Origin of the sequence: Streptomyces racemochromogenes (assembly GCF_039535215.1) — a bacterium.
Classification (GTDB): Bacteria; Actinomycetota; Actinomycetes; order Streptomycetales; family Streptomycetaceae; genus Streptomyces; species Streptomyces racemochromogenes.
The window spans coordinates 2,814,462-2,826,889 of sequence record NZ_BAAAWT010000001.1 but is presented as its reverse complement, the minus strand read 5'-3'; the positions used below and the strand labels follow the sequence as shown (position 1 = coordinate 2,826,889).

Below are 12,428 nucleotides of genomic sequence, written 5' to 3'. Positions count from 1 at the left end.
ATGCACTGCCCCCTGCACGGGGCCGGTACGGACCCCACACGGCTGGTGGGGCGCGAGATCCGCCGGGTCGTCGCGTCCTGGCACATCTGCGAAGGCGAGCGCTCCGAGGCACCGCTCGACGTCTGGCTGATCGACAGCGTCGGCGAGTGCACGCGCATCACCACCGGGTCCGACCAGTGCCTCATCGTCGAGCGCGCCGAGCCGCACGAGCCGTACGACCTGGGGGAGTGGGGCCGGATCGAGGTCGGCGAGGACCTCGGCGAGCACCCCTTCCTGGACCACCTCGGCCAGACCGTCGAATCGGTCGCCGAGTTCGCGCTGCCCGAGCAGGGGCGCACCCACCTGGAGATCGGCTTCCCCGGCGGTCACCGGGTCCGGGCCGACTGCCACGAGGGCGACCTGCGGCTCACCCGGCCAACCAGTGCTCGATCCCGTCCAGGAGCTTCGCCTTGACCTCATCCGGCGCGGCCGACCCCCGTACCGACTGACGGGCCAGCTCGGCGAGCTCCGCGTCCGTGAAGGCATGGTGGCGGCGCGCGATCTCGTACTGGGCCGCGAGCCGTGACCCGAAGAGCAGCGGATCGTCCGCGCCCAGCGCCATCGGCACCCCGGCCTCGAAGAGGGTCCGCAGCGGCACGTCCTCAGGCCGCTCGTACACGCCGAGGGCGACGTTGGAGGCCGGGCAGACCTCGCAGGTGATCTGCCGGTCGGCGAGCCGCTTCAGCAGCCGGGGGTCCTCGGCGGCCCGTACGCCGTGCCCGATGCGGGCGGCGTGCAGGTCGTCGAGGCAGTCGCGGACGGAGGAGGGGCCGGTCAGCTCGCCGCCGTGCGGGGCCGCCAGCAGGCCGCCCTCGCGGGCGATGGCGAAGGCGCGGTCGAAGTCGCGTGCCATGCCGCGGCGCTCGTCGTTGGAGAGCCCGAAACCGACGATGCCGCGGTCGGCGTAGCGGACGGCGAGGCGGGCCAGGGTGCGGGCGTCGAGGGGGTGCTTCATACGGTTCGCGGCGATCAGGACCCGCATGCCGAGTCCGGTCTCGCGGGAGGCGCTGTCGACGGCGTCGAGGATGACCTCGACGGCCGGGATCATCCCGCCGAGGAGGGGTGCGTAGGAGGTGGGGTCGACCTGGATCTCCAGCCAGCCGCTGCCGTCCCGGACGTCCTCCTCGGCCGCCTCGCGGACCAGCCGCTGGATGTCCTCGGGCTCGCGCAGGCAGTTGCGGGCGGCGTCGTACAGCCGCTGGAAGCGGAACCAGCCGCGCTCGTCCGTGGCGCGCAGCTTGGGCGGCTCCCCGCCGGTCAGGGCGTCGGGGAGGCGGACGCCGTACTTGTCGGCGAGCTCCAGCAGGGTCGACGGGCGCATCGAGCCCGTGAAGTGCAGGTGGAGGTGGGCCTTCGGCAGAAGCGTGAGATCGCGTACGTGCTCCATCTGGTGATCCTGCCGCATCGGTCACCCGATTGGCAGCGGATTACCTGAACGGGACGTTGCCCGAACGTGAATCCGACGCCGGCCCGGCCGCGAACGCCGGAGCGGCGCCACCCGCCGGGTGACGCCGCTCCGTACGCGGGAACCGCCGCAGGCCTACGCCTTGGCCTCCGCCAGGAGCTTCTGGACGCGGGAGACGCCCTCGACCAGGTCCTCGTCGCCCAGGGCGTAGGACAGGCGCAGGTAGCCCGGGGTGCCGAAGGCCTCGCCCGGGACGACCGCGACCTCGGCCTCGTCCAGGATCAGCGCGGCCAGCTCGACGGAGGTCTGCGGGCGCTTGCCGCGGATCTCCTTGCCGAGCAGCTCCTTGACCGACGGGTACGCGTAGAACGCGCCCTCGGGGGTCGGGCAGAAGACGCCGTCGATCTCGTTGAGCATCCTCACCATGGTCTGGCGGCGGCGGTCGAAGGCCTTGCGCATCTCGGCGACGGCGTCCAGGTTGCCCGAGACGGCGGCCAGCGCGGCGACCTGGGCCACGTTGGAGACGTTGGAGGTGGCGTGCGACTGGAGGTTGGTCGCGGCCTTGATGACGTCCTGCGGGGCGATGACCCAGCCCACGCGCCAGCCCGTCATGGCGTACGTCTTGGCGACGCCGTTGACGATGATGCACTTGTCGCGCAGGGCCGGGACCAGGACGGGCAGCGAGGTGAACTTCGCGTCGCCGTAGACGAGGTGCTCGTAGATCTCGTCCGTCAGGACCCACAGGCCGTGCTCGGCGGCCCACTCGCCGATCGCCTTCGCGTCGTCCTCGCTGTAGACCGCGCCGGTCGGGTTGGAGGGGGAGACGAACAGGACGACCTTGGTGCGCTCGGTGCGCGCGGCCTCCAGCTGCTCGACGGAGACGCGGTAGCCGGTGGTCTCGTCGGCGACGACCTCGACCGGGACGCCGCCGGCGAGGCGGATCGACTCCGGGTAGGTGGTCCAGTAGGGGGCGGGGACGATGACCTCGTCGCCCGGGTCGAGGATCGCGGCGAAGGCCTCGTAGATGGCCTGCTTGCCGCCGTTGGTCACCAGGACCTGGGAGGCGTCGATCTCGTAGCCGGAGTCGCGCAGCGTCTTGGCGGCGATGGCCTTCTTCAGCTCGGGCAGGCCGCCGGCGGGCGTGTAGCGGTGGAACCTGGGGTCGCGGCAGGCCTCGACCGCCGCCTCGACGATGTAGTCCGGCGTCGGGAAGTCGGGCTCGCCCGCGCCGAAGCCGATCACCGGGCGCCCGGCGGCCTTGAGGGCCTTGGCCTTGGCGTCGACGGCGAGGGTGGCGGACTCGGAGATGGCGCCGATGCGGGCAGACACCCGGCGCTCGGAGGAAGGCGTTGCAGAGGTCATGGGGCCAATCGTCCCAGACGGCCGAGAAGCCCCGCACAACGTTTCAGTTACCGGACGGAGCAGATCCGGATGTCTTCTGTTCGACGTCAGGGCCCGGACCACGTACACTCACCTGTCGTTGGTCCTCAACAGCCGCCCCAGAGCGTGAGCACTCCGTGCACCCGCTCGGATGCGGTAGGTTGGGGAACGCAACAAAGGGTCGTAGCTCAATTGGTAGAGCACTGGTCTCCAAAACCAGCGGTTGGGGGTTCGAGTCCCTCCGGCCCTGCTTCACACTCCTTCTCGGACGTGTGCGCAGGTACGTACTTCGATGCAACGCCGTGCGGCGCAACCGGGCGCGGCTACGGCCACGACCCGGATTCAGGTGAGAGACGTGACGGACGCCCTGGGCTCCATCGACATGCCTGACGCCGACAGCGACACTCGCGAGAAGAAGGCCCGCAAGGGCGGCAAGCGCGGAAAGAAGGGCCCCCTGGGCCGGCTCGCGCTGTTCTACCGCCAGATCGTCGCGGAGCTCCGCAAGGTCGTATGGCCCACCCGTAACCAGCTCTCGACGTACACCACCGTGGTGATTGTCTTCGTCGTCATCATGATCGGTCTGGTGACCGTGATTGACTATGGGTTCCAGGAAGCCATCAAGTTCGTCTTCGGCTGATCCCCGCGGAGGGCGGCGCCTTGATGGGTGCCGCCTTTTTTCGCATGTTCCACCACCTTTTGTATCCAGGAAGAAGCAGCCACCGTGTCTGACCCGAACCTGAACGCGAGCCACGACTCCGTCGAGTCCGTCGAGGACCAGCTCGACATCGTCGAGGCTGCAGACGCCGTGGACCCCGACGAGGTCGAGCTCGCCGACGCCGAGGCCGGCATCGCCGCCGAGGAAGCCGCGCTCCACGTCGAGGACGAGGTCGACGCCGAGGCTGACGAGGACGCCGACGAGGACGCCGAGGACGAGGGCGACATCGAGGCCGAGGACGACGCCGACGTCGAGACCGAGGACGAGGCCGCCGAGGAGGCCGCCCCGGCCGAGCCCGCCGAGCCCGTCGACCCCATCCAGGCCCTGCGCGACGAGCTGCGCCTGCTGCCCGGCGAGTGGTACGTGATCCACACCTACGCGGGCTACGAGAAGCGCGTGAAGGCCAACCTGGAGCAGCGCGCCGTCTCGCTGAACGTCGAGGAGTTCATCTACCAGGCCGAGGTGCCCGAGGAAGAGATCGTCCAGATCAAGAACGGCGAGCGCAAGAACGTCCGGCAGAACAAGCTGCCCGGTTACGTTCTCGTCCGCATGGATCTGACGAACGAGTCCTGGGGCGTCGTCCGCAACACCCCGGGCGTCACGGGCTTCGTCGGCAACGCGTACGACCCGTACCCGCTGACCCTCGACGAGATCGTCAAGATGCTCGCCCCCGAGGCGCAGGAGAAGGCCGCCAAGCAGGCCGCGGAAGAGGCCGGCCTGCCCGCGCCCGCCGTCAAGCGCACCATCGAGGTCCTGGACTTCGAGGTCGGCGACTCGGTCACCGTCACCGACGGCCCGTTCGCCACGCTCCAGGCGACGATCAACGAGATCAACCCGGACTCGAAGAAGGTCAAGGGCCTCGTCGAGATCTTCGGCCGCGAGACCCCGGTCGAGCTGAGCTTCGACCAGATCCAGAAGAACTGATCTTCGGATTCAAAGCTTCCGAAACAGGTCAGACCAGCCCGTAAAGGGCGGTCTGACCTGCTCGGTTTTTAGCCCCGCACCCATACCCGTTATCGTGGTGCGGTATGCCTCCATCCGGATGACCGGACGGACGGCTGAAAACTCTCACTAGGACCCGGAGAGAAGAGCAATGCCTCCCAAGAAGAAGAAGGTCACGGGGCTTATCAAGCTCCAGATCAAGGCCGGTGCGGCCAACCCGGCTCCGCCGGTCGGCCCCGCGCTCGGTCAGCACGGCGTCAACATCATGGAGTTCTGCAAGGCCTACAACGCCGCGACCGAGTCGCAGCGTGGCATGGTCGTGCCGGTGGAGATCACGGTCTACGAGGACCGCTCCTTCACCTTCATCACCAAGACGCCGCCGGCCGCGCGCCTCATCCTGAAGAGCGCCGGCATCGAGAAGGGCTCTGGCGAGCCGCACAAGACCAAGGTCGCGAAGCTCACGCGTGACCAGGTCCGCGAGATCGCCACGATCAAGATGCCCGACCTCAACGCGAACGACATCGACGCCGCCGAGAAGATCATCGCCGGCACCGCCCGTTCGATGGGTATCACGATCGAGGGCTGATCCAGCCCCCGCAGTTCCCCAGTGGTAGGGCCAAGCGCTGGTCCGTACCACGACTCCATGCCTGAAGCACTTACACAGGAGCAGAAGTGAAGCGCAGCAAGACTCTCCGCGCTGCGGACGCCAAGGTCGACCGGGAGAAGCTGTACGCCCCGCTCGAGGCCGTCCGTCTCGCCAAGGAGACCTCCACCACCAAGTTCGACGCCACCGTCGAGGTTGCCTTCCGCCTGGGTGTCGACCCGCGCAAGGCCGACCAGATGGTCCGCGGCACCGTGAACCTCCCGCACGGCACCGGTAAGACCGCCCGGGTCCTGGTCTTCGCGACCGGTGACCGTGCTGCGGCCGCGGAAGCCGCCGGCGCCGACATCGTCGGCGACGACGAGCTGATCAACGAGATCGCCAAGGGCAACCGCCTCAACGAGTTCGACGCCGTCGTGGCGACCCCGGACCTCATGGGCAAGGTCGGCCGCCTCGGCCGCGTGCTCGGTCCGCGTGGTCTCATGCCGAACCCGAAGACCGGCACCGTCACCATGGACGTGGCCAAGGCTGTCACCGAGATCAAGGGTGGCAAGATCGAGTTCCGCGTCGACAAGCACTCGAACCTGCACTTCATCGTCGGCAAGGTCTCCTTCACCGACGAGCAGCTGGTCGAGAACTACGCGGCGGCCCTGGACGAGATCATCCGTCTGAAGCCGTCCGCCGCCAAGGGCCGCTACATCAAGAAGGCCGCCCTGAGCACCACGATGGGCCCCGGCATCCAGCTGGACTCCAACCGCACCCGGAACCTCCTCGTCGAGGAAGACCCGGCTGCTGTCTGAGCCCCACGGCTCGCCTGAGTGGCTGAACGGGCCCCTCGCTCCCTCGGGAGCGGGGGGCCCGTCCGCGTTCCCCGGTCCCCGTGCCCTCTCCCGGCCGGTAACCCGTACGACTTTTGCGTGTATCTGCCATATGGTCGGACGGTTCGACGATCACATCAGGGGTGGGGACTCCATGTTCACGTACCGCAAGAAGACCGCAGGCGCGGCGCTGGCCGCCGTACTGCTCGTGGGCGCGGCCACGACGGCCTGCGAGGACGGGAAGAAGGCCGACGGCGCCACGGCGGCGCCCACGGCGTCCGCGCCGGCCTCTCCGGCCGCCTCCAAGGCGGCCGGGGGCGCCGCGGACGCCACACCGGCCGCGTTCCTCCAGAAGACCAAGAAGGCGTCGGAGGAGATCACCTCCGTCCGCTACACCCTGACCGGGACGGCCTCGGGCCGGCAGGTCTCCTCCGACGCCTCCATGCGGCTCAAGCCGTCCGTGGCGATGTCGATGAAGGCCACCGCGCAGGGCGCCGAGTCCGGCACCGTCGAGATCCGCGTGATCGACGGGGTCATGTACCTGGGCTCCGAGGGGACGTGGCTCAAGTTCGACATGAAGGCCCTCGACCCGGCGACGGCCAAGAAGATGGAGAGCGCCCAGGGCGGCGCGAGCAGCTCCGGCGAGCACCCGGGGGACCGGGCCGACCAGCTGATGGGGGCCAAGGACCTCAGGACGGTCGGCGAGGAGGACGTCGACGGCGTGAAGACCACGCACGTCTCGGGGACCATCACGACCGAGGAGATGCGCGCGGGCATCGCGACGACCGCCACTCCGGAGGCCCGGGAGCGCCGGGAGAAGAGCCTCAAGCAGCTGGAGGGCGAGGGGATCAAGTCCCTCGGCGTCGACATGTGGATCGACGAGTCCGGCCGCACCAAGCAGGTCCGCACCCGCGGTGAGGGCACCAAGGGCCCGATGGACACGACGATCAAGTTCCTGGACTACAACAAGCCCGTCGAGATCACGGCCCCGCCGGCCGACCAGGTCGTCGACCTCGCCGAGATGATGAAGCGCTCCCGCGCGGGCTCCGGCACCGACCAGGGCTGACCGGGCCGGCCGGGGCTGACCAGGCAAGATGCGGGGAGCGGATCCGCCGTACGGGCGGATTTGCTCTGCAACGGATGGTTCGCGTACTCTTCCCGAGAAGCCAAAGACCGCTGGTCGTTGCCGTGCCTGGAAGGGTGCGGTGGCCGAAGGATCCGCTGAGTGCGGACGACCCGCGCAGGTGACTGTGGAAGGTTCCCGGAATTTCGTTCCGGTTGAGCCGTGCCCTGGCGCCTGCGCCGGGGCGTTTCGTTTTTCAGCCCCTTCTGAGCGGTCCTCATCACCCGGAAGGAGGCGAACGCACCATGCCGACGCCCAACAAGGCTGCATCGGTAGCCGAGCTCAAGGACGCGTTCCAGAGCTCGAACGCCGCCGTGCTGACCGAGTACCGGGGTCTCACCGTCGCGCAGCTCAAGACGCTGCGTCGCTCCCTTGGTGAGAACGCCCAGTACGCCGTGGTGAAGAACACGCTGACCAAGATTGCGGCCAACCAGGCCGGGATCACCGCGCTGGACGAGCACTTCGCTGGTCCGACCGCGGTCGCCTTCATCACCGGTGACCCGGTGGAGTCGGCGAAGAGCCTGCGTGACTTCGCCAAGGACAACCCCAACCTGATCATCAAGGCGGGTGTCCTTGATGGTAAGGCGCTCTCCGCCGATGACATCAAGAAGCTTGCGGACCTCGAGTCCCGCGAGGTTCTGCTCAGCAAGCTGGCCGGCGCGTTCAAGGGCAAGCAGTCCCAGGCTGCCTCGCTCTTCCAGGCGCTGCCGTCGAAGTTCGTCCGCACCGCGGAAGCGCTTCGCGTCAAGCTCGCCGAGCAGGGCGGTGCCGAGTAATTCGGCTCGCGCATTGATCCACGCCGCCTAGTGCGTGGGTCGTAGCGGGCCGTTACGCCCGCCTCTATAGACACATCGGCACCTGCCGAATTAGTGGAAGGATCGCCCATCATGGCGAAGCTCTCTCAGGACGACCTCCTCGCCCAGTTCGAGGAGATGACCCTCATCGAGCTCTCCGAGTTCGTGAAGGCCTTCGAGGAGAAGTTCGACGTCACCGCCGCCGCGGCCGTCGCCGTTGCCGGCCCCGCCGCCGGTGGCCCGGTTGCCGAGGCCGAGGAGGAGAAGGACGAGTTCGACGTCATCCTCACCGGTGCCGGCGACAAGAAGATCCAGGTCATCAAGGTCGTGCGCGAGCTGACCTCCCTGGGTCTGAAGGAGGCCAAGGACCTCGTCGACGGCACCCCGAAGCCGGTCCTCGAGAAGGTCAACAAGGAGGCCGCTGACAAGGCCGCCGAGGCCCTCAAGGCCGCCGGTGCGGGCGTCGAGGTCAAGTAACACCTCTGAGGCCGCCTGACGGCCTCTGCGAAGGGCGATCACCCGTAAGGGTGGTCGCCCTTTGGCGTACCCGCAGTGCCTGACTTGCCCTCCTCTCGTTGGGGAGTAGGGTGATCTTCGTTGTCCCGAAGCAGGGTCCGGAGATGATCCGCTCGGAGCACGGGGCCTTGACGAACGGCCAGCGGCGCGCAATTCTCAGTCCCGTCGTGAGGTCGGCCGGTTCGATCCGGGATCCGAGGTATGGATCGAGGCATGGATCGACTACGAAGAGGGCAGTACTGATACGCGCTCTGTGTTCGAGAGCCGCAGCGTGTTGGTTGAACAACGGCAGGGAAGGGCCTGTTGCCGGTTTCCGGAAACCTGGTCTGGACATCAGTGAGCCAAGTGGCTACACTGACCCTTTGCGCTGCCTGTTAGCTGCCCCCTGCCCGTCGCCAGGGGCATGCCCACGCTCGAGCACATCTGACTGACCGCCTCTGACCTGGTCTTTTCGCCAGATCGGGAGCACCTTGTCTTCTGTGTCGGCTGGGACCGGTACGCGCGTAGTGAGTCCGAGCCCTCGGAAGGACCCCCTCTTGGCCGCCTCGCGCAACGCCTCGACCAATACGAACAACGGTGCCAGCACCGCCCCGCTGCGCATCTCCTTTGCAAAGATCAAGGAGCCCCTCGAGGTTCCGAACCTCCTGGCGCTGCAGACCGAGAGCTTTGACTGGCTGCTCGGCAACGCCGCCTGGAAGTCCCGCGTCGAGTCGGCGCTTGAGAGTGGACAGGACGTCCCCACCAAGTCCGGTCTGGAAGAGATCTTCGAGGAGATCTCGCCGATCGAGGACTTCTCCGGGTCGATGTCGCTGACGTTCCGCGACCACCGGTTCGAGCCGGCGAAGAACTCCGTCGACGAGTGCAAGGAGCGCGACTTCACGTACGCGGCGCCGCTCTTCGTCACGGCCGAGTTCACGAACAACGAGACCGGTGAGATCAAGTCTCAGACGGTCTTCATGGGCGACTTCCCGCTCATGACCAACAAGGGCACCTTCGTCATCAACGGCACCGAGCGCGTCGTCGTGTCGCAGCTCGTCCGTTCCCCGGGTGTCTACTTCGACTCCTCCATCGACAAGACGTCCGACAAGGACATCTTCTCCGCCAAGATCATCCCGTCCCGGGGTGCCTGGCTGGAGATGGAGGTCGACAAGCGCGACATGGTCGGCGTCCGCATCGACCGCAAGCGCAAGCAGTCCGTCACCGTCCTCCTCAAGGCCCTCGGCTGGACCACCGAGCAGATCCTCGAGGAGTTCGGCGAGTACGAGTCCATGCGCGCCACCCTGGAGAAGGACCACACCCAGGGCCAGGACGACGCGCTGCTCGACATCTACCGCAAGCTGCGCCCGGGCGAGCCGCCGACCCGCGAGGCCGCTCAGACGCTGCTCGAGAACCTCTACTTCAACCCGAAGCGCTACGACCTCGCCAAGGTCGGCCGCTACAAGGTGAACAAGAAGCTCGGCGCCGACGAGCCGCTCGACGCCGGTGTGCTCACCACCGACGACATCATCGCGACCATCAAGTACCTCGTGAAGCTCCATGCGGGCGAGACCGAGACCATCGGTGAGTCGGGCCGTTCGATCGTCGTCGAGACCGACGACATCGACCACTTCGGCAACCGTCGTCTGCGCAACGTCGGCGAGCTCATCCAGAACCAGGTCCGCACGGGTCTGGCTCGTATGGAGCGCGTCGTGCGCGAGCGCATGACCACCCAGGACGTCGAGGCGATCACGCCGCAGACCCTGATCAACATCCGGCCGGTCGTCGCCTCCATCAAGGAGTTCTTCGGCACCAGCCAGCTGTCGCAGTTCATGGACCAGAACAACCCGCTGTCGGGTCTGACGCACAAGCGTCGCCTCTCGGCGCTGGGTCCCGGCGGTCTCTCCCGTGAGCGGGCCGGCTTCGAGGTCCGCGACGTGCACCCGTCGCACTACGGCCGCATGTGTCCGATCGAGACCCCCGAAGGCCCGAACATCGGTCTGATCGGCTCGCTCGCGTCCTACGGCCGCGTCAACGCGTTCGGTTTCATCGAGACCCCGTACCGCAAGGTCGTCGACGGCGCCGTCACCGACGAGGTCGACTACGTCACCGCCGACGAGGAAGACCGCTTCGTCATCGCCCAGGCGAACGCCCGCCTGGACGACGAGCTGCGCTTCACCGAGAACCGCGTCCTGGTCCGCAAGCGCGGCGGCGAGGTCGACTACGTCGAGCCGTCGGACGTGGACTACATGGACGTCTCGCCGCGCCAGATGGTGTCCGTCGCCACCGCGATGATCCCCTTCCTCGAGCACGACGACGCCAACCGTGCCCTCATGGGCGCGAACATGATGCGCCAGGCCGTTCCGCTCATCAAGGCGGAGGCCCCGCTCGTCGGCACCGGCATGGAGTACCGCTGCGCGGTCGACGCCGGCGACTCGATCAAGGCGGAGAAGGACGGTGTCGTCCAGGAGGTCTCGGCCGACTACATCACCGTCGCCAACGACGACGGCACGTACACCACGTACCGCGTCGCCAAGTTCTCCCGCTCGAACCAGGGCACCTCGGTCAACCAGAAGGTGATCGTCAACGAGGGCGACCGCATCGTCGAGTCGCAGGTCCTCGCCGACGGCCCGGCGACCGAAGAGGGCGAGATGGCCCTCGGCAAGAACCTGCTCGTCGCGTTCATGCCGTGGGAAGGCCACAACTACGAGGACGCGATCATCCTGTCGCAGCGCCTCGTGCAGGACGACGTCCTCTCCTCGATCCACATCGAGGAGCACGAGGTCGACGCCCGTGACACCAAGCTGGGCCCCGAGGAGATCACCCGGGACATCCCGAACGTCTCCGAGGAGGTCCTCGCCGACCTCGACGAGCGCGGCATCATCCGCATCGGTGCGGACGTCGTCGCCGGCGACATCCTCGTCGGCAAGGTCACGCCCAAGGGTGAGACCGAGCTGACCCCCGAGGAGCGCCTGCTCCGCGCGATCTTCGGTGAGAAGGCCCGCGAGGTGCGTGACACCTCGCTCAAGGTTCCTCACGGTGAGATCGGCAAGGTCATCGGCGTCCGCGTCTTCGACCGCGAGGAGGGCGACGAGCTTCCCCCGGGCGTGAACCAGCTGGTCCGCGTCTACGTCGCCCAGAAGCGCAAGATCACCGACGGTGACAAGCTCGCCGGCCGTCACGGCAACAAGGGTGTTATCTCGAAGATCCTTCCGATCGAGGACATGCCGTTCCTCGAGGACGGAACTCCGGTCGACATCATCCTGAACCCGCTGGGTGTCCCGTCCCGAATGAACCCGGGACAGGTCCTGGAGATCCACCTCGGCTGGCTCGCCAGCCGCGGCTGGGACGTCTCCGGCCTCGCGGACGAGTGGGCGCAGCGCCTCCAGGCGATCGGCGCCGACCAGGTCGCCCCCGGCACCAACGTCGCCACCCCCGTCTTCGACGGTGCGCGTGAGGACGAGCTGGCCGGCCTGCTCCAGCACACGATCCCGAACCGCGACGGCGAGCGCATGGTGCTCCCGACCGGTAAGGCGCGTCTGTTCGACGGCCGCTCCGGCGAGCCGTTCCCGGACCCGATCTCGGTCGGGTACATGTACATCCTCAAGCTGCACCACCTGGTCGACGACAAGCTCCACGCCCGTTCGACCGGTCCGTACTCGATGATCACGCAGCAGCCGCTGGGTGGTAAGGCGCAGTTCGGTGGTCAGCGCTTCGGTGAGATGGAGGTGTGGGCGCTCGAGGCATACGGCGCCGCCTACGCGCTCCAGGAACTCCTGACGATCAAGTCCGACGACGTGACCGGCCGCGTGAAGGTCTACGAGGCCATCGTCAAGGGCGAGAACATCCCCGAGCCGGGCATTCCCGAGTCCTTCAAGGTGCTCATCAAGGAAATGCAGTCGCTCTGCCTCAACGTGGAGGTGCTGTCCTCGGACGGCATGTCCATCGAGATGCGCGACACCGACGAGGACGTCTTCCGCGCGGCGGAGGAGCTCGGTATCGACCTGTCCCGGCGCGAGCCGAGCAGCGTCGAAGAGGTCTGACGGGCCTGGCCGGGGGATCCCAGTGATCCCCCGGCCGTCCCCGGGACCGTTCAGACCATGATTGAGACTCGACCCC

11 protein-coding genes and 1 tRNA gene are annotated in these 12,428 nt (G+C 67.6%); 10 read left to right on the top strand and 2 right to left on the bottom strand.

All coding sequences use genetic code 11. The annotated features are described in order from the left end of the window. Positions 1–453: a hypothetical protein gene (locus ABD973_RS12875; RefSeq protein WP_164720934.1), complete on the top strand. Its 453-nt coding sequence runs from the start codon at positions 1–3 to the stop codon at positions 451–453. Here ABD973_RS12875 and ABD973_RS12870 read toward each other — a convergent pair. After that, positions 407–1,426, bottom strand: a complete 1,020-nt coding sequence (locus tag ABD973_RS12870; RefSeq protein WP_125597072.1) for an adenosine deaminase — start codon at positions 1,424–1,426, stop codon at positions 407–409. The genes ABD973_RS12875 and ABD973_RS12870 overlap by 47 nt on opposite strands. Before the next feature lie 153 nt (positions 1,427–1,579). Then, positions 1,580–2,806 carry a pyridoxal phosphate-dependent aminotransferase gene (locus ABD973_RS12865; protein WP_125822113.1) on the bottom strand — a complete coding sequence of 409 codons (1,227 nt, stop codon included), beginning with the start codon at positions 2,804–2,806 and terminating at the stop codon, positions 1,580–1,582. A 195-nt stretch (positions 2,807–3,001) separates the two neighbouring features. Between ABD973_RS12865 and ABD973_RS12860 the strand changes: the two genes are divergently transcribed. The 9 genes from ABD973_RS12860 to rpoB all read left to right on the top strand — a co-directional run bounded on the left by ABD973_RS12860 (position 3,002) and on the right by rpoB (position 12,352). Continuing rightward, positions 3,002–3,074: transfer RNA gene (locus tag ABD973_RS12860), tRNA-Trp, on the top strand. A gap of 105 nt (positions 3,075–3,179) precedes the next feature. Next, a complete protein-coding gene (gene secE / locus ABD973_RS12855; RefSeq protein WP_042801552.1) occupies positions 3,180–3,461 on the top strand; it encodes a preprotein translocase subunit SecE in 282 nt (93 codons plus the stop codon). Between the two features lie 84 nt (positions 3,462–3,545). Continuing rightward, complete coding sequence (gene nusG / locus ABD973_RS12850) at positions 3,546–4,463, top strand: transcription termination/antitermination protein NusG (RefSeq protein ID WP_125822114.1); 918 nt, start codon at positions 3,546–3,548, stop codon at positions 4,461–4,463. A gap of 169 nt (positions 4,464–4,632) precedes the next feature. Continuing rightward, positions 4,633–5,067 (top strand): 50S ribosomal protein L11, encoded by a 435-nt coding sequence (gene rplK / locus ABD973_RS12845; RefSeq protein ID WP_125597062.1) that lies wholly within the window; start codon positions 4,633–4,635, stop codon positions 5,065–5,067. 86 nt (positions 5,068–5,153) lie between these two features. Further along, the gene (gene rplA / locus ABD973_RS12840; RefSeq protein WP_007265886.1) at positions 5,154–5,882 is read left to right on the top strand and encodes a 50S ribosomal protein L1; all 729 of its coding nucleotides are present in this window, start codon (positions 5,154–5,156) and stop codon (positions 5,880–5,882) included. 172 nt (positions 5,883–6,054) lie between these two features. After that, entirely contained in the window at positions 6,055–6,966 is a 912-nt protein-coding gene (locus ABD973_RS12835; protein WP_241253342.1) for an SCO4651 family lipoprotein, read from the top strand. A gap of 302 nt (positions 6,967–7,268) precedes the next feature. Beyond that, positions 7,269–7,799 (top strand): 50S ribosomal protein L10, encoded by a 531-nt coding sequence (rplJ, locus tag ABD973_RS12830; protein WP_030653597.1) that lies wholly within the window; start codon positions 7,269–7,271, stop codon positions 7,797–7,799. A 111-nt stretch (positions 7,800–7,910) separates the two neighbouring features. Next, positions 7,911–8,294 (top strand): 50S ribosomal protein L7/L12, encoded by a 384-nt coding sequence (gene rplL, locus ABD973_RS12825; protein ID WP_345500137.1) that lies wholly within the window; start codon positions 7,911–7,913, stop codon positions 8,292–8,294. Positions 8,295–8,869: 575 nt separating this feature from the next. Next, complete coding sequence (rpoB, locus tag ABD973_RS12820) at positions 8,870–12,352, top strand: DNA-directed RNA polymerase subunit beta (protein WP_125597059.1); 3,483 nt, start codon at positions 8,870–8,872, stop codon at positions 12,350–12,352. The last annotated feature ends 76 nt before the right edge of the window (positions 12,353–12,428 follow it).